The following is a 17,960-nucleotide window of genomic DNA, read 5'->3' as shown; positions in this document are numbered from 1 at the left end:
ATGAGAGGTGCTACACGTGGAATGCGCGGCTTGGTGTCCGCTGAAACCCGTTTGATTCGCTATCACCCGGAAAGGCACGAGCGATTAAGGGAAAAGCTTATACTTGCCGTCGGGAAATCAAACGGAAAAGCTTCATGCAGAACCCAAAGAACAGCAGGGTGAGCAAAAGTGACGACTCTATCGTTTTGCGTGGACGGTTGAATACGCACTTCCTGACAGGATTGGCAGTTCAAAATCCAACAATTTTCGGAGCTCGAATTCAGCGCCTTCTCGAAACCGTTCAGCCTCAAGTTCTGCGGGAAATGGGCCATAGATGCGCGAGCCTAAGACGTTGCAGGTGACCCGGACAAACCATTGCTCAAAGCCTTTTTTCCGGCTCTTTTTAAAGATGGTGGATTTTTGTGCTACGTCGGTTTGTGTCGGCATGATGTTCTCCCTCCTGCATCAGAAAGTTGCCCGCATCGTGACGCACGGTCTTACGATGCGGTGTTCAAAGAATGTGGGCGAGAATCTTTTGTATAATGCCGACGATATGAAGGGGAATCGCAATTAGTATGGGTATGATAGATGCTAGCCTACCGTATTTAGTGCATTAAGTAAAGTATTTTAAGGATTTTATTTGAGCGGAGAATGGATCGCTAGCTAGGATGGGATTTGACCATGTCGAAAGCAGTCGATGGTGTGATCGTTGACCATTCCCGTGGCTTGCATGAACGCGTAGCAAATCGTGGAACCGACGAAAGAAAACCCACGGCGTTTTAAATCTTTACTCATCGCGCTGGACTCCGGTGTCTGGCAGGGAATCTGTTGATGTTGTGGCCAACGGTTGTTGAGCGGTTTTCCTTCGACAAATCGCCAAATGTACTCATCAAAACTCTGAAATTCATTTTTGACTTTCAGGTATGCCTTGGCATTTTGAATCGAAGACAAAATCTTGAGCCGGTTTCGGATAATGCAGGGATCGTTCAGGAGCTGTTGAACCTTTCGCGGTGGATAGGCTGCGATCTTGTGGGCCTGGAAGTCGTCGAAGGCGCGTCGTAAGGCCGGGCGTTTTTTTAAGATGGTGTGCCAGCTTAGGCCAGCTTGCATGCCTTCGAGAATCAAAAATTCAAAGAGTCGCTGATCCTCATGAAGTGGCACGCCCCACTCTTCGTCATGATAGCGGATCAATACATCATTGGTTGCCCATGAGCATCTCGTCATCTCAAAGAATCTTCAGGGTTCACTGGAAACCGTATGGAAATCTCATTGACTTTCAGCGGAAAAATCGACAGCCTCTTTAACGAGTTTTCGTCATGAGTGCAGTCATCATACAGCATTCTATCACTCATCAAACAACGGGTTGAGAACGTATGGCTTCCGGCTCCAAGAAGGTTATCTATGCGGCCCTGATCGGCAATGCGCTGATTGCCGTGACAAAATTTGCCGCCTCGGCGTTTACCGGGAGTTCGGCAATGCTCGCCGAAGGCATACATTCCTTGGTGGATACGGGTAATCAGGGGCTGTTGCTGTATGGCCTGCATAAAGCCAAAAAACCACCGGATGAACAGTTTCCGTTTGGCCATGGGAAAGAAGTTTATTTTTGGAGTTTTGTCGTGGCCATTCTCATCTTTGCCTTGGGGGCGGGAATCTCACTGTATGAAGGCGTTTTGCATATCCTGCATCCTGAGCCTATTGAAAACCCCATGGTCAATTACGTGGTGTTAGGGCTCGCTCTGATCTTCGAGGGGGGCGCCTGGTATTTTGCGTTCAAAGAATTCTCTGAGGTAAAAGGTCGATGGTCGTATTTCCAGGCGGTACAACGTGGAAAAGATCCAACGATGTTTCTGGTGTTATTCGAAGATTCTGCGGCGGTATTGGGTCTGATCGTTGCTTTCGTGGGGATTTGGTTGGGACAGGTTACGGGTATTCCCTATCTCGATGGTGTCGCCACGGTGATTATCGGATTGATTCTGGGAGCGACGGCCGTCTGGCTGGCATATGAGACGAAGGGACTGTTAATCGGAGAAAGTGCGAATCGAGAGGTTGTCCAAGATATTCGAGCGCTGGCGGAACAGTGCGCTGAAATAAAACATGTCAATGAAGTCCTGACGATGCATATGGGACCGGACTTTATTCTCGTGAATGTGAGTGTGGATTTTCGCGATGGCCTGACTTCAGAGCAGGTGGAATCCACGATTGCTTCGATTGATCATCAGATTAAACATGTACATCCCCGGGTGAAGCGCGTGTTTATTGAAGCGGAAAAACGACGGAGGCAGGTTCAAGAAAAACGAGCCGCGCTTGCCGAAAAGAAGTCTTGAGCACTGGATCAGGAAACTCAGGAAGGCAGCAGCGCTTTGTTAGTCATCGCGATCCTGATTCGTGATTTCCATCACGACTGGACAGTGATCTGATAATCGCTGGTACGCTGCCGGATAGGTCCCCTTGATGGCCTGGCACTGAGCGACGCCACAATAGCCGGTGACTTGAGCTTTTTTGACCGCTACTTCTTCCATGCCTTTGGTCACCAGGATGTGATCCAGCCACCCTCCTTCCCCTCGAAAATACTGTGAGCACTGTGGAGTTAACTTCAGGTCGTCAAACCCCGGGCTTTCCTTCGAGACCATGCGGCGAATGTATTTCAATTCCGAGATCTGTGAATGGCGGTCTCCTGCGCCCATGGTATTAAAGTCTCCGAGGATCACCACGTCCTGATCCTGCTTCAGAAAAGGCGCGATGGTTCGATCGATGCGATTCAAGGCTTTTTGCCTTTCTTCAACCGCGAAGACAGTCGGCCCTGATTTGAGGTGCAGACTGATAAGGTGAAAATCTGCTCCGTTGCTTTGCCGTGACTTGACACGGACGTATTGGCCGGGACGGAGCCCGAACGTACAGGCTTTCTGCGGCGATTTGGCTTTCGAGTTAAATTGCCAGAGACTTTCGAATTGTGAGAGTTCAACCTGGGAGTCGTTCCATAACAATCCGATATGATGATCGTCAGGGCGCCCGCAGGGCTGGCGATACCATTTCCATTTCTTCCCCGTCTTTTGAGAAAGGATTCTCGTTATCGTGTCCCAAGCATGAGATGCCGTTGATGTCCCGAGGGATTCTTGAACAGTCAAGAGGTCAAGCTGCATCCAGATGAGCGTGCAGACCAGCCAATCGATATCCGTGGGTTTGGCCTGGGAGTCGTGTTGATCTTGAGGTTGCCCGACCGGAAACCATCGAAGATTCCATGTCGCGACACGTAACGTCGCGGAGGAGGCGACAGCCATGCGTCCCCCCTCCCTGACCACTCGCTCACATCCTTCTCGTGATTGCCAGACTTTGGTTTCTTGTTCTATTGACGAAGTTAGTGTTGAGGTCGATTGCGTGTGAATGGCCGTGTTTGGCTCAGGGTCCTCTGAGATGTCCCTCGGTGTACTCGCACGGATGTACTTGATGCTCACCCAAGCCGGTTCTCCGGACGGAAGACGTATCATGAGCCACTGTCCATCAGAGGCGATATCCTCAAGGATCACTCGCGTTCCAGTCGGGACATGCTTCCAGAAATTTGGCGGATTTTTTCGATGAATGGGCACGCCGACCGGTTTGGTGGCGCGCAGAATAATCGGGTTGCCTACCTCAAATTCTTGCGCCCATACAGACAGCCCCCAGCCAGCGTGAGTTGCCAACATCCAGATAAGCATGACAGTGAGGCGGGCCATCGCTCTTTTCAACCGTTTGAACAAGGATAGCAAGAACACATCGTTCCAATGGCACGGGCCAATTACACGGGCCAATGACACGGGCCAATGACACGGGGAGGTGGGGTGAATAGTGAAAGTCATATCCCAGGATAAACAGACGTACAACCTGTATTGATGATCATCCTAAGCGGGGCAAGGAGTAAAGTCCAGTCCGAAAGTCGTCTTCTTCCGTATTGTCTAGGGCTGATGAAGGGCAGATGGGGCACGAGAAAAAGCCTTGACTTGCGATGGTTTTGATCAAGCTCTCATTGATATGATTCGTGGATCCAACTTCACGCGGAGGGAAGTCCAAACGCTATGACAAACATTGAAATTGCGACCCAGGCGATTCTTCAGCCGATTCAGGAAATTGCCCAAACGCGTTTAGGCCTGTCTCCAGATCAGATTGAACTCTATGGGCGATATAAGGCGAAGATTCCGCTCTCAACGCTCGAGCAATGTCGAGATCGCCCTGACGGCAAGCTGATCCTCGTCACGGCCATGACCCCTACCATCGCCGGCGAAGGAAAGACGACCACGTCGGTCGGTCTGGCTGACGGGCTCAATAAGATCGGGAAGCGGACCATCGTCGCCATACGTGAACCCAGTCTGGGGCCATGTTTCGGGATGAAGGGGGGAGCCTGTGGGGGCGGGTATGCGCAAGTCGTCCCGATGGCGGATATCAATCTCCATTTTACGGGTGATTTTCATGCCATTACGTCCGCACATAACCTCCTCGCGGCCATGGCGGATAATCATCTCTATTGGGGCCATGAGCCGAAGCTTGATGTACGTCGCATGAGCTGGCGGCGAACGATGGATATGAATGATCGGTCGTTACGCAACATCGTCACCGGGCTCGGTGGTGCAGCCAACGGATTTCCGCGTGAAGCGCTATTCGATATTACCGCTGCCTCTGAAGTCATGGCCATATTGGGATTAGCCTCGGATCTGAAGGACCTTCAGCGACGATTAGGAAATATTAAGGTGGGACGAACGGTGGAGAAGGCGATGGTGTTCGCCAAGGACCTCCATGCCGCAGGCGCGATGACGGCCTTGTTAAAAGACGCCATTCATCCAAATCTTGTGCAAACGCTGGAGCATAACCCCGCATTCGTCCACGGAGGCCCATTTGGGAACATTGCGCATGGGTGTAATTCTGTGGTGGCCACATGCGCGGCGTTGAAATTGGCGGATTATGTCGTGACTGAAGCGGGATTCGGCGCGGATCTGGGGGCCGAAAAGTTTTTTAATATTAAATGCCGGCGTGCGGGGCTCAAGCCTGATTGCGCGGTCATGGTGGCGACCGTGAAGGCGCTGAAACTTCATGGCGGGGCGAATGCCAAGCAGCTTGATCAGGAGGATTTGAAAGCCGTAAGGCTCGGTCTTCCTAATCTGTTGCGACATTTGGAGAATGTTCAAAAATTTGGCGTCCCAACCCTGGTGGCCATCAATCACTTTACGTCGGATACGACGGCGGAAATCAATCTCGTTAAACAGGCATGTGCCGACTTAGGCGTGAATGTTGTGCTTGCGGAACATTGGGCTAAGGGTGGCGATGGCGCGACGGCGTTAGCAGAGGAAGTCATCCATGTGATCGAGCAGGGGAAGGCAAATTTCGAAGTGCTCTATGGAGATGAGCAGCCACTGGCTGAAAAGGTGCGGACCATCGCGCGAGAAATTTATCGGGCGGACGATGTGGAATTTCCGAAAAGTATCCTCAATCGTTTGACTGAACTCGAACAGGCTGGTTATGGACATATGCCCGTATGCATGGCGAAGACGCAGTATAGTTTTTCGACCGATCCGAACAAGAAAGGGGCTCCGAGCGGGTTTACGATTCCCGTGAGAGACATTCGACTATCGTCGGGGGCTGAATTTGTCGTGGTCCTGACCGGTGATATTCTGACCATGCCTGGTCTCCCCCGTGTGCCGGCGGCCAATGCCATCGGGATGACTGCGCAAGGGGAGATTGTTGGGCTCTTCTAACCCAAGTGGGTGACCTTTCTTTCATTATCAAATCGGCGCCTCTAAACACTGTCCTTTTCCTTGATGACGGCATCAACTGTGTGCTCAAATCCTCGTATTTCCACATATACTGCGGTTTCCTTGCCCTCACAGAAAAATCCTCGTTTTTAGAGGTGCCCCAGTATAGTTGGTGCCGAGGTCTAGATGATCGTGTCAGGGAGACGGGAGACGAAGGTGGTGAGTATCGATTCAGTTCATGCTTTGCAGCACGATGTCCCTGCAGATAGTCAATCAGGATATTTGCGTCGAGGACGGCGTTCATGAATTCCCCACTCTGATCGGAGTTGGTTTTCGATCACGATCGCATCACGCGTTTGAGATTTCCAAATCCCAAGTACTGCGGAATCATCAATAGGTTTCTGATGGGCTTCCAGATTGCGCTCTACGGCCTGACGAATGAGCTCGGCACGGGACGTATTTTGCCGTTTTGCTAAGGCCTGCAATTTCGTGACGGTGGTTTTCGGTACGTCAATGAGGTATTTTCAAGAGCAAGTCATATATCTATATGTAATATGTATCAACGCGGGCGAAATTCTGACCATGCCGGGACTCCCCCGTGTGCCGGCGGCCAATGTCATAGGAGTCGATGACGGACGCACTATTGGGCTGTTCTACTAATCCGCAAACCAATGACAGGGCTGTTCGTTCACCCACATGACCGCAGCCAGGTTCCAGCAGACACGATCACCTCACTGATTCTGAGTTACGAAATTTTCCTGTCATCCTCTTGAAGCCAGGTATCGGCATAGGTATCGATGTCGAATGTACCGGACTCGTGGTAGATTGAGAGTATGGTGACTGACCAGACATTTTCACTACAGTCGGATTATTCCCCCAAAGGGGATCAGGGGAAGGCGATTGCTTCGCTTTCTGATGGCATTGTGAAGGGAAAGCCTCATCAAGTTCTCCTCGGGGTGACCGGTTCAGGTAAGACCTTCACGATGGCCAATGTGATCGCGAATGTCCAGAGGCCAACCTTGGTGGTCGTCCATAACAAGACGTTAGCCGCTCAGCTCTACCAGGAATTCAAGGGGTTTTTCCCCGACAATGCCGTCGAGTATTTCGTGAGTTACTACGACTATTATCAGCCCGAAGCCTATATTCCCACGACCGATACCTACATCGCGAAAGATGCTTCGATCAACGACACTATCGACCAGATGCGTCATGCCGCGACGACGGCTCTACTGGAACGAAACGACATCATTATCGTAGCGTCGGTGTCCTGTATTTACGGCCTGGGTTCTCCTGAGGTGTACCACGGCATGTTGCTCTACCTGGAAGAGGGTATGGAGATTCGACGCGAGGCGATGCTCGCCAAACTCGTCGAAATTCAATACTCGCGAAATGATCTGGAATTACAGCGTGGGATGTTTCGTGCCCGGGGAGACGTCATCGAAATCTTCCCGGCCGCTTCCGATTCAAATACCATACGTGTGGAAATGTTCGGCGATGAAATCGAGGCCATGTATGAGATCGATCCATTAACTGGGCAATCCTTGCGGCGGATCCCCAAGATTCCCATCTATCCCAAGAGTCATTATGTGATCGCGCCAGATCGTCATGAACGGGCGATTCACGGTATCGAAGAAGAGCTGGAGGAACGCATCGCCTATTTTCAACGTCATGGCCAATTGTTGGAGGCGCAACGGATCGAACAACGGACGAAGTTTGATCTCGAAATGATTCGCGTGATGGGGTACTGTCATGGCATCGAGAATTATTCTCGACACCTCAGCGGCCGGTCTCCTGGAGAGCCGCCCCCGACCTTACTAGACTATTTCCCAAAGGATTTTCTCCTGATGGTCGATGAGTCGCATGTCACGATCCCTCAGTTTGGTGGAATGTATGAGGGCGATCATTCGCGGAAGCAGAATCTCGTGAATTACGGGTTTCGTTTGCCGTCGGCGTTGGATAACCGTCCCTTGAAGTTTCCGGAGTTCGAGCAGTGCATGCATCAAGTCGTGTACGTATCCGCCACGCCTGGTCCGTATGAACTGAGGCATGCGGGCGGGGCCGTGGTCGAGCAGATTATTCGTCCAACCGGATTGATTGATCCGGTGATGGAAGTCAGGCCGGCAAAGGGTCAAGTGGAAGACCTTCTTCATGAAATCCGCAACACGATCGCGAAGGGGTATCGTGTCCTCGTGACAACGCTCACGAAACGGATGGCGGAAGACTTGACGGAGTATTACCACGATGTGGGCTTAAAGGTGCGCTACCTGCATTCAGATATCAAAACACTCGAGCGTGCCGAGATTATTCGAGATCTTCGACGTGGAGTCTTTGATGTCCTGGTGGGGATTAATCTGCTGCGCGAAGGACTTGATCTTCCCGAAGTCAGTCTGGTGGGGGTGCTCGATGCGGACAAGGAAGGGTTTCTTCGTGGGCAGCGCGCGCTCATTCAAACGGCCGGGCGCGCGGCGCGAAACAGTACGGGCAAGGTGATCTTGTACGGGGATGTGATCACCGAATCGATGCGTGTGGCGTTGGATGAGACAGGCCGGCGCCGACACATCCAACAGGCCTATAATGTGGCCCATGGCATTACTCCAGAAACCATCGTGAAGCGGATCCATGATTTGGCGTATGACATTGCCGAGGCAGACTACATGGAACTCAATGTCGCGGCTGAGGAAGAAGAAGTCTATAGGGTTGAAGGCGGGGTGGACAAAGCCATTCAAAGTTTAGAGAAGGAGATGAAGGCGGCGGCCAAAGCTCTGGAATTTGAAAAGGCGGCTAAATTGCGCGATGCGATCAAACGTCTGCGGCAAAAAGAACTGCAGATAGGGGGATAGAGAGAGAACCTGACGGTTATCTCACAATAGAGCCTGACTGGTGGAGAAATCCTTTCGTTGAACCGTGGCGAACGTTTCTAGAATGTTGGAGTCACAAATTTTTATAGAGGTAGAATCCAAGGATTGCGCCGACGAAGGTAAAGAAATTCATTTTGAGAAGAAATCCGAACGTCACTTTGATTAAGACCAAGTCCAGGGTGACGGGCGGGTCGAGACCCGGAGCCAACGATCTGGCAAAGATATTTTGAATCGTTCCTGGTGGCGTGACGACCCGAAAAATCTCACCTAAGACTCCCCCAAACAGTCCGCCAATAAGGACGAACATGAGGAGCGTCCAGCCTGTTTTTCTCATTTACGCATATTCCTCATGATGAGGCGATGCATAGAACCTGCATCTCGCAAAAGAAGAATCGATGGAGAAGGGGAAGCCGATAGCGTGTTTCAAAAACGTCCAATCAAAAAGAGTCCGTCCGACTTAAGCGATGGGCGAAACCCAAGCAATCGCGCATCAAGTGAAGCGGCAATTACTGCCTAAGGTAAACTGCTCACACAGTACTAGAAGGTCTAGGACCTGTCAAGCATGTATGAAGGGTCGTTCTTGGCTGATCTGGCCAGACAGGGACTATGGCTTGCGATGAGCGGGAGGCGTGGGCGCGTGCACGGAAAATCGCATGGTTCCCATTTTATTGAGCATCGTGGCTTCAAATCCTACAAAGATTTCTACGCGATAGGAACCAGGTAGCCATTGCTTATTCGGCGGGTCGAATTGGAGATATCCGCTGTCATCTTCTGTCGCTAAATGCATGGTGTCTTCATCGAGCAATGTGAGAGGGTCAAGAGTGTCGACCTGTTCCGGGTAAAGCCGACCGAAGACTTGGTATACGCCATAGTGTTGATGCACGCGAAACACCAGAAAGATGGGTTTGTCATCTGGAGGAAAGACCGTGTTTGGACTGACGGGAACGACGAAGTGGCCTCGCCGAATACCTTCATCGGCCTCATAGCTTTTGGCAAAGTCTAGATGAAAAAAGAGGCCTTCTGGTGGTTGATCGAGGTCATTCTTGGAGCTGTCATCCAAGGAAGATGGGTGGTCTGTCGACGAGTTTGGGATTGAGGAAGGGATTTCTGGCAATGAATCGAATTCTGAAAAACCATGCTGAGTCTCGTGAGGTTGAAACACCGGTGGAGGGGGAGATTCGACAGCTTCCTTGCTCAATGCACTAGAAAGAGTCAGCAAGAGACAGCTGATCGTAAGCCAGAAGATTGTGAGATGTTGCGTGGGAAAAGTATTGTTCTTAGCGGCTATAGACATTCGCATGATGCATCAGTTGTACTGCGTTTTAGCTTGTGCCATAGACATGCGTGGAACGTAGGTGGATCAACTGTGATCTGTCAAGAATGCCTGACATTGTCTTGCAGGCTGATAAATGGCCTGCTACAATGTCAAGCTTTATTTAATAAATTCAATAGCTTGCGAATATATTTGGAGTGTAATTATTATGTCAGCGCAATCTTCGTTGGATCCGGATGCCCTTCCCCAAATTATCGGAGATTTTCGACCGGTCGATCAATGGCAAATCCATATTAATGATGTGTTCTACGGACTTCGGGGCAACAGGCTTCGGGAGTTTTATCAAACATTCGCATCCGCGGATTATCGTTTAGCCTATGCCTTGGCGGGAGATTACTACCGACGTCTCGGTCAACGGGACCAACGGCATGATTCCGGAGGAGACAACGCTCAACAAGATGCTGAATCGGCATTGATCGTGATGGAGTGGGGATGTGGAAATGGAAATTTAGCCGCGTGTTTTTTGGATCGTTTCAAAGAATTAGATGTTTCGGGCCGGTATTATCCACGCCTGCAGTATCAGTTAATCGATAAGAACGCCGTGGTGCTCGAAGAAGCCCGGAACAACCCTGCCTTTGCGCGGCATCAAGCGAAGGTGACATTCACGAATGGGCGTGTCGAAGACCTTCAGGAATTTCAGGATGGAACGGTTGATCGAATCATTTGTAATGAACTGTGGAGCGAACTTCCAACAAAATTGATTTTGCGGAAAGCCAGCGAGTTGCGTGAAGAACAGATTCGTCCCAATGTGAGCGAATCAAAACTTGCAGAAATTCAAGACTGGTCCGGGTTCGTTCAGGCATTTGACCAGAAAGACATTCAAGTGCTGCGGGAATTTCCGAGCTTTTTGGAAGATCTGGTTTGGGAACGCGAATACCACGAGGTGGAAGCCAAGTCGTTATCATTTCGTCGGACCATCAGTGAGTTCATGAAGCATATCGATGAGGAAGTCTTGGTTCCTATCAATACGGGTGCGTCGGCTTCGATCAAGGAGGCGATGCGCCTGTTATCGCCTGACGCCATCGGAATGAGCGCCTTTGATGCCGGCACGGCTGACAGCCAAGTCCTGAATGATCCGGATAAGCCGTGCTATTCCGTGCACGGCGGGCAATTCAGTTTCATGGTTAATTTTGCCTTGCTTGAAGACATCGGCCGTCATCTTGGAGCCAAGAATCTCGTCATCGAAGCCCAACGGGAATTCGTGGGAAACGGGTTGGGCGAGAATGTGTTAACGCTCATGGATCTCTTGGCTGCCCATCCTCGTCTTCCTGAGTCGGACTCTTGGGAATTCGACGCGCTCGTTGTTCGCACGCTTGAAGTCATCAATTCCGGGTACGCGAGTCCTTACCGGCAAACAATCGATTTTCCGATACGCGAATCTACTCCAGCTGACGAACGTGCCAAACTTTCCGCGATACTTGGTGGATTGAACCCGAATGGTCTGCCTGACACGATCGCCTACATCACGGAATCAGAAATACGGAAGGTGCAATCAAGCCTTGAAGAATTAGGCTATGATGGAGAGGGGATCCGTATGATCCTTCAGATGCCACCGAATTTAGTGGACTATACGCACTTTTTCCTCTCTTCCTCTTAAGCTGCATTAGTGTAAATTCCTATAGATTTTTCCGCCTTGCTCACGTATACTAGCCGCACCCAAATAGAAGGATGTCAAGGGATATAAATCTACTGGTGCAACGAAAGGTTTGTTTATGATCGGGTCTTTTGGCTGGATGGAATTACTCCTGATTTTGATTATCGTGCTGATTATCTTTGGCGCAGGAAAGATTCCACAGCTTGGAGAAGGGTTGGGAAAAGCGATCAAAGGCTTCAAAAAGTCAGTCCATGAGGCTGATGCGCTGGATGTGACTCCCAATCCTGATCAGCCAATGGCCAGCCAAGAAATCCCGCAGCAGCCAGAACAGGTTCAAGCGCAACAAACGGCTCAGGTGAATACGCCGCCGCCACCTCAACATGAGACCGTTCAATCTCCCCAACCAGAACAAGCTAGACAAGGATAATATTCGTGAGGCGAAAGGCGTGAAGCCTGAGAAGAATAGACTCACCCATGTATTTTCGTCTTCCATCTCACGTTTAACGAAAATTTACGATGTTTGGTCTCGGAGCCATGGAGATATTGATCATTCTCGTGATCGCCTTTCTCCTGTTTGGCCCTAAAGAATTACCAGAGATCGGCAAGCAAGTCGGCAAGGCAGTCAAGGGCTTCAAGGAAACCACGGAAGACCTCCGACAGTCGGTAGAGCCAGAGATCAATATGATTCAGCAAGAATTCAAAGCTGTTGAGCAGGACTTGGAAGCATCCGTAAAGGAAGCGGAAGAACATATCAAAGGGGCGACAGACTCTGTCAATGAACCGCAAGGAGGTGACAGACTCGTTTAGCAGTTGGAAGAGGGGAGATCCACGGGTTCCTTGGCCTCATTTGACTTTTTAATTGCAACCTACGTTCTTCAAGTGATCTCCACTTCAAAGCTAAATCACCTGGAAATACAGAGGAATTCGATGGTTTAGCTACCTCCTTCTGTTGTGTTTTTGCAACGAAACGTCTCATTCTTGAAATACTCTCAAGAGTCATCACAAACTCGAGAGAGTATAATTTTGTGAGCAATATCAGTAGGTTAAACGATTTTTTTGAAAGTGGTATGGTTTTAGCAAAATCGTGAACGTTGGTTTCGTGGTGTTTGTGGCGACGAAGAATCAATTGATCAGATGCACTATTAAATATAGTGCTAGTCAGAAAATTGGATTAAGGGAGGAAAGAAAGACGCGAGTAATGCTTTGTTCTCATTAAGGTGATGGGTCCTTAGTGAGAACAACTGTTTGTCACTGTCCCCTGAAGTAAGATGAGGGGCTCAATTAACAGGAGGAGTGCAATGAGAGATTTTCATCGTTTTTCGAAGTGGTTCACGGCTGCATGTCTGATCGTGACGATGTCCGCTGTGCCAGTCTTTGCACAAAAGACGACGCCGGCGACAGACCAGAACACGAATGTTCCTGCAGTTCCTCGCGCCATTCCAGATTTACTTCCGTATCAGAATTTTGATCCACCACAAAGTAAGGCCTTTGACTTCAAGAATCTCACGATTTCTGGAGACATGCGGGTTCGTCCGGAATTCAGAACCAATGCGGGTTTCGGTACAAATGCGGTCGGAGCAGCACAAAAGAACAATCAATATTTCACGCAACAACTCATTCGATTGGGATTCAATTACGATGTTTCTCCGGACGTTGTCTTCTTCGTCCAGGCCCAGGTTTCCAACAACTTTGGGACTGGTAACCCAAATAGTTCAGGCAATAATCTGTTTTTGCGCCAAGGGTATATGTTGATCAGAAACTTCTTAACGAAGAACCTGACACTCAAAGCGGGACGTCAGCTCGTCGTATGGGGAAATCACCGGATCTTCGGGCACTTTGATTGGAACAACGTCGGTTTCACCTTCGACGGGGTCACGCTTCGTTATAACCACGGCGTCGTTCCTGTAGAATTGGGGTGGTTGCAGGTTGGAGAAGGCAATTGTACCCAAAACGCTGGAGCTTGCGGTTTAAACCCGAACGGTGGTAACGCATATGGTGGTGATGCCAACATCCTCTTTGTTCGTTTGCCAATGAATATTGCCGGTACCGCGATTGAACCGGCCTGGATTTACGAAGATGGCGGGATTGGTGCCGGTCCCGGCGGGAATGGCGCGAATCTCCAGCCGTTAGGCGGTGGACAACAGTCGAATCAAGAACGGCACACACTCGGTGCTCGTATTGCTACAAAGCAAGGTATCGTTGATGCCACAGTTGAAGGGTATTATCAGGTTGGAAAAGTCGGTGCGGTCGGTGGTGCTACCAATAGAGATATCAGAGCCTACGCCGTTCATGCGGATGCGGGTGTCACCTTGCCGGTTCCGATGCAACCACGAATCGGCGCCGAATTCAACTATGGTTCTGGTGATGATGATCCTACGGATGGAAAGCAAGAAACATTCAGTCAGCTCTTCCCCACAAACCACATTCACTTTGGTTACATGGACTTGATGTCTTGGCAGAACATGATGACGTTCGGTGGTAATTTGCAATTACGGCCCACCAAGAACAGCCACTTTGAAATCGCTGGACATTACATGCGGTTAGCGAATGAAGACGATAACTGGTATGGAGCGAATCAAAGTATCTTCAAGCAAACTCCTGCCGGTAACAATGAAAAGTCATTGGGTGGCGAAATCGATGTCGTCTATACCCTGTTTTTCCAAGATAATAAGGTGGGATGGCAATTGGGTTATGGTCACTTCTTCACCGGTGACTACAACAAAAAGAATGGGTTTGGAACGGCTGATCAGAACTGGGGCTACACCCAACTCTGGATCAACTTCTAAACGTTCATTACTGACATAGGGGACAACAACCTCCCCGTTATCCTGACGAATGAATCCCCGCCGGGCCCCAGTACCCGGCGGGGATTTGTCTTTATCCTAATTAAAAGATTATAGCGAATCCAGATACGCTCGAATCGGCAAAGATGACAAACTCCGCACGTTACGACGATGAATCATGCGGAAGGTGACACCCGCTTGGATACTCTGACAAACATTGATGTTTCTATCACGTCTTGAAGAGCAAAGTCGTACACCGGAGCGCTGTATCGTTTCGGAGTCACTGAAACGGTTATAAGGCACATCTGAAGATTTTCACCAGTCCTTATCTTCTGTGTTACCTCCAAACAGCGAATCCGACTCAGGCGTATCAGCGGCCTGTGCGAGTTTCTTAGGAGGTTGTAGCTTTTCACGTTTTTCTTCAAAGTACGAAGCCAAAATATGGGTTCCTGCCTTCGGATCTTTAAATGCCCACGTGTTATCTTTGACGCCCTCAAGAATTAGACCATAGACAGCGAGTTCAATGGCTTCCCGCACAGCCATCTGTGGGGCCTCATTGCTGGCAAGGCCTACTTCAATCTCCAATAATCGCAAGGGGTCGACAAAACGGAAGAGTCCACCTTCCAGTTTGGCGGAAAGGATGGTTTTACGGGTTTGGAGCGTATTAAGAATGGTGCCCCGCTTGACTGAAACGGCTCGGAGGTCTACCGTTACCGTGTCCCGACGAAACTCCGTAAAGCCACCAGCGCCAAAGTACCGAGCTCCCATACCGCCACTCAAGAGATTCGATTCATATGCGACAATACCGCCATCAAGGAGAATCGGTGCGTAAAGGAGCGGTGGAAGAGGTGGGAGTTGTTGGTCTCCGTTTGTATACTGCTTGCGTGTTTGGCGAATGATTTTTCGCTCGTTGAGCAGATTGGATAGTCCTTCTCGTTCCAGGACCGTAAACCACTTTCCGTTTCCGGCATCCATTAGAGCCTTGATCAATAATGATGTCGCGCCTTGTGTCACCGCTGTCGAGTATTGCAAGACGGTGTCACTGGATTTGTATTGTCCGGATTGGTCACGAAATTTATACACCACGACGACGATGGGTTCTGTGGGAGGTGGAAGGGAAACGAGTTGCTGAAAGACTTGTGATTCATAGCCCACCTCCGCTTTTCCACTGGATAGTGGTTGAATGAACGTCGAGCAGCCATGTGAGACAAGACTCACAACTGAGAGAAGAAGCAATAGGATTCCTGGGTGACGATAGCGTCTCATAAGAACAGTTCTCCTTTATCCTTAAAAGAACGGGACTTGAATCTGCGTGGTATCGCCCGTAAGCGTATCGACGATTCCAATCGTGACTCCATCCACGTCTTCTGAAATTTCGACTTCAAAATTTCCGGTGTTAAATGTTCCGGCTTGCAAATCACTTTCTTCCCCGAACACTTCTGCGACCACTTCACGCGAAAGCCGGTTGAGAATGGCTCGGTCCAGCCGTGATTGAAAATCTCCTAAGACCGTCGTGTCACTTGTTTCAGCTTCTTCGAAGCTATTTTGCAGGACGGCTGAATTGAGCAACGGTTGAGCATTAAAGGGATTCCCGCCGAAGTTCGGGTTGATAAATTGATGACGGAGTTCCGAGGCAAGCAACGGTGATGCTGCTGAAGTGACGGTGAACACGAATAAGAGCATTATTAAGTGGAGAGTTGTTCTAAGCATTGTTCTTATCTCCTGGTTTGACCCTTGTTGTCTATTTGGCCCATTCAACGTATACGAAACGTTCGATCATGTATCAGTACATATCTAACTGTTGTTGAACACGTTCCTGATTGGTCAAGGTCTGTCGAAGATTGGTGATGGCTGTGCTGACGGCTTCCTCGAGGTCTCCCAGACGAGGGGGCAAAAGGCGTCGAAAGACAATCGTTTCTCCAATGGTCACTGATACGATACTGCCAAACCGAGGATCGGCTAACTCTCCAATGACAATATTTTGAGTGGTTGACGATAGACCGGACCATTTTTTGGTAAAGGCTTCATAAAAGTGTCGTCCGACGACTGTACGCGTTTCATCCACCACCAACCCTGAAATCCCCAGAAACCTTTCCTCGGACTCCTCATCCAAGGCTAGAACAGATTCAAGAGACAGAGGCAAAAGCAGACAAACGACACCACAAACCATGAGCAGTGAACATCGGGCAAAGAAGAGAGACTTGAGCCGATGAGGGTTCCCAGGAAACACCGTCATTGAAGATTACTTCCTTTGTCTTGTGCCACGTTGGATGGTTGTCGCGCGATTGCCGGAGCCTTGTTGCCGAATTCGGTTTGAGTTCTTATTACCCTCCTGAACAGACGTCGCGACATTCTGTTCTCCCTTCTGAGCAATGTCGGCATCGTTGCGATCTCCTTCCTGTTTGAGCCATACGTCCAGACCGTTTCCGGTCTGTTTGATCCTTTTTCGATTCTCGGAACCCTGTTGAATGATAATTTGACGATTGGAATTCATGTCGTGAACTTTCGGTGTTGTACTGAAGGATGGATGATGACTTTCCGCGAATCCGGGGCCAATCCATATCAAAGACCCCAGGAGGAGCGCCCACCACGTGTGGTCGGCGCTCCATGTTCGGTTTGTATGACGATGAAACATCTCTAGCCCCTGGGCCTTCTGGAGTCTTACGGGTTGTATTGGACGACGTTGCCGTTGCCGGATTGCATGACGGTTACCACATCATATTCATGTCCGACCATGTTGACAAAGGCCAAGTTGCCGTCGCCTGATTGATCGACGTTCGCCACGTTATCCATACCCTGGCTTTGATCGATGAAGGCGTCATTTCCATTGCCGCTCTGATGAATGCTGGCCAGGTTATGTTCAGCCCCATCTATTTGCAAGATGGTCGCTTGAACATTGTTATTCCCCGATTGATCAATATCGGCGACATTCTCCTGGCTGGCCTCTTGATCAATTTCTGCCGTGTTGCCGTCACCAGCCTGATTAATGCTGGCCTGATTAAGTTCTGAGTTAAATCCCTGATATACCTCTGCGGTATTTCCATCCCCGCCTTGATCGACTTCGGCATAGTTCAGTTCTGAATTATCATCTTGAAAAACTAGTGCGTAGTTTCCGTCTCCACCTTGAGTAATCCAGGCTTCGTTTTGCACTGACCCGTCTTCTTGATGTACTTCTGCTTGATTATTGTCTCCGCCTTGCTCAATCGTTGCGAGATTGCTTTCAGAATCGAACCACTGATGAATCAGCGCGAAGTTCCCATCCCCGCCTTGATTGACCGTGGCCTCGTTTTGAGTGGAATTATTCGTCTGTAAAATGGAGGCTAGAAAATTCCCATTACCGTCCTGCGTAATTCTTGCTACGTTCTCTTCTGATGAGTTCTCCTGAATAATCTCGGCAGCGTTTTGATCGCCTACTTGAGTGATATACGCTTGCAAGCGGATGCCGTCTGGGTCAGGTGCTTGGACAATCGTGGCCACGTTGTCGTCTCCGCTCTGATTCATGTCGGCCTGATTGTTCGGCACTGATGCCCAGGCATTTGAGGTCAGTAACGCAAAGAAAATTGCGGTGCCAAGTCCGGTAAACGGTCTGTACCTGTTTAGTCTGTTTGACATAAGACCCTCCTTGATAAATTGGATGAATGTGTGAACTCACATGGGAATGTAATTTCTCGCCCTGCGCGCCGGGACGAGCCGCAC

At 49.8% G+C, this 17,960-nt stretch carries 16 protein-coding genes and 1 pseudogene; 7 read left to right on the top strand and 10 right to left on the bottom strand.

Annotated elements, in window-relative coordinates; genetic code table 11:
- Positions 1-177 precede the first annotated feature (177 nt).
- Together MRJ96_02535 and MRJ96_02530 are read right to left on the bottom strand one after the other, a co-directional pair.
- Positions 178-426 carry a hypothetical protein gene (locus tag MRJ96_02535; GenBank protein MDR4500318.1) on the bottom strand — a complete coding sequence of 83 codons (249 nt, stop codon included), beginning with the start codon at positions 424-426 and terminating at the stop codon, positions 178-180.
- Between the two features lie 216 nt (positions 427-642).
- A complete protein-coding gene (locus tag MRJ96_02530; GenBank protein MDR4500317.1) occupies positions 643-1,203 on the bottom strand; it encodes a DNA-3-methyladenine glycosylase I in 561 nt (186 codons plus the stop codon).
- 149 nt (positions 1,204-1,352) lie between these two features.
- Here MRJ96_02530 and MRJ96_02525 point away from each other — a divergent pair, with 149 nt between their 5' ends.
- Positions 1,353-2,303: a cation diffusion facilitator family transporter gene (locus MRJ96_02525; protein MDR4500316.1), complete on the top strand. Its 951-nt coding sequence runs from the start codon at positions 1,353-1,355 to the stop codon at positions 2,301-2,303.
- Positions 2,304-2,342: 39 nt separating this feature from the next.
- Here MRJ96_02525 and MRJ96_02520 read toward each other — a convergent pair whose 3' ends face one another.
- On the bottom strand, positions 2,343-3,689 hold the full coding sequence (locus tag MRJ96_02520) for an endonuclease/exonuclease/phosphatase family protein (protein ID MDR4500315.1): 1,347 nt from the start codon (positions 3,687-3,689) through the stop codon (positions 2,343-2,345).
- A 339-nt stretch (positions 3,690-4,028) separates the two neighbouring features.
- On the opposite strand from MRJ96_02520, the gene MRJ96_02515 reads away from it, so the two are divergent.
- The gene (locus MRJ96_02515) at positions 4,029-5,699 is read left to right on the top strand and encodes a formate--tetrahydrofolate ligase (protein ID MDR4500314.1); all 1,671 of its coding nucleotides are present in this window, start codon (positions 4,029-4,031) and stop codon (positions 5,697-5,699) included.
- 830 nt (positions 5,700-6,529) lie between these two features.
- Entirely contained in the window at positions 6,530-8,536 is a 2,007-nt protein-coding gene (gene uvrB / locus MRJ96_02510; protein ID MDR4500313.1) for an excinuclease ABC subunit UvrB, read from the top strand.
- Positions 8,537-8,627: 91 nt separating this feature from the next.
- Here the strand turns inward: uvrB and MRJ96_02505 are convergent, their stop codons facing one another.
- On the bottom strand, positions 8,628-8,888 hold the full coding sequence (locus MRJ96_02505) for a DUF4321 domain-containing protein (protein MDR4500312.1): 261 nt from the start codon (positions 8,886-8,888) through the stop codon (positions 8,628-8,630).
- 270 nt (positions 8,889-9,158) lie between these two features.
- Positions 9,159-9,854: a hypothetical protein gene (locus MRJ96_02500; protein ID MDR4500311.1), complete on the bottom strand. Its 696-nt coding sequence runs from the start codon at positions 9,852-9,854 to the stop codon at positions 9,159-9,161.
- Positions 9,855-10,035: 181 nt separating this feature from the next.
- Between MRJ96_02500 and MRJ96_02495 the strand changes: the two genes are divergently transcribed.
- From MRJ96_02495 to MRJ96_02480, 4 genes and pseudogenes are all read left to right on the top strand, one after another.
- The gene (locus MRJ96_02495; protein ID MDR4500310.1) at positions 10,036-11,484 is read left to right on the top strand and encodes a class I SAM-dependent methyltransferase; all 1,449 of its coding nucleotides are present in this window, start codon (positions 10,036-10,038) and stop codon (positions 11,482-11,484) included.
- 115 nt (positions 11,485-11,599) lie between these two features.
- Positions 11,600-11,908: a twin-arginine translocase TatA/TatE family subunit gene (tatA, locus tag MRJ96_02490; GenBank protein MDR4500309.1), complete on the top strand. Its 309-nt coding sequence runs from the start codon at positions 11,600-11,602 to the stop codon at positions 11,906-11,908.
- A gap of 89 nt (positions 11,909-11,997) precedes the next feature.
- Positions 11,998-12,132, top strand: a pseudogene (tatA, locus tag MRJ96_02485) (twin-arginine translocase TatA/TatE family subunit).
- A gap of 647 nt (positions 12,133-12,779) precedes the next feature.
- Positions 12,780-14,267, top strand: coding sequence for an alginate export family protein (locus MRJ96_02480; GenBank protein MDR4500308.1), 1,488 nt, complete (start codon positions 12,780-12,782; stop codon positions 14,265-14,267).
- Positions 14,268-14,579: 312 nt separating this feature from the next.
- Here MRJ96_02480 and MRJ96_02475 read toward each other — a convergent pair whose 3' ends face one another.
- From MRJ96_02475 to MRJ96_02455, 5 genes are all read right to left on the bottom strand, one after another.
- The gene (locus MRJ96_02475) at positions 14,580-15,530 is read right to left on the bottom strand and encodes a hypothetical protein (protein MDR4500307.1); all 951 of its coding nucleotides are present in this window, start codon (positions 15,528-15,530) and stop codon (positions 14,580-14,582) included.
- Between the two features lie 21 nt (positions 15,531-15,551).
- The gene (locus MRJ96_02470; GenBank protein MDR4500306.1) at positions 15,552-15,974 is read right to left on the bottom strand and encodes a curli assembly protein CsgF; all 423 of its coding nucleotides are present in this window, start codon (positions 15,972-15,974) and stop codon (positions 15,552-15,554) included.
- Positions 15,975-16,047: 73 nt separating this feature from the next.
- The gene (locus MRJ96_02465) at positions 16,048-16,500 is read right to left on the bottom strand and encodes a curli production assembly/transport protein CsgE (GenBank protein MDR4500305.1); all 453 of its coding nucleotides are present in this window, start codon (positions 16,498-16,500) and stop codon (positions 16,048-16,050) included.
- A gap of 6 nt (positions 16,501-16,506) precedes the next feature.
- Positions 16,507-16,899: a hypothetical protein gene (locus tag MRJ96_02460; GenBank protein ID MDR4500304.1), complete on the bottom strand. Its 393-nt coding sequence runs from the start codon at positions 16,897-16,899 to the stop codon at positions 16,507-16,509.
- A gap of 26 nt (positions 16,900-16,925) precedes the next feature.
- Positions 16,926-17,876, bottom strand: a complete 951-nt coding sequence (locus MRJ96_02455) for a hypothetical protein (GenBank protein MDR4500303.1) — start codon at positions 17,874-17,876, stop codon at positions 16,926-16,928.
- Positions 17,877-17,960 lie beyond the last annotated feature (84 nt).

The organism is Nitrospirales bacterium (assembly GCA_031315865.1).
Lineage (GTDB): Bacteria > Nitrospirota > Nitrospiria > Nitrospirales > UBA8639 > JAGQKC01.
Note: the sequence above shows the minus strand (reverse complement) of the source record. Positions and strands in the feature narration are given on the sequence as shown.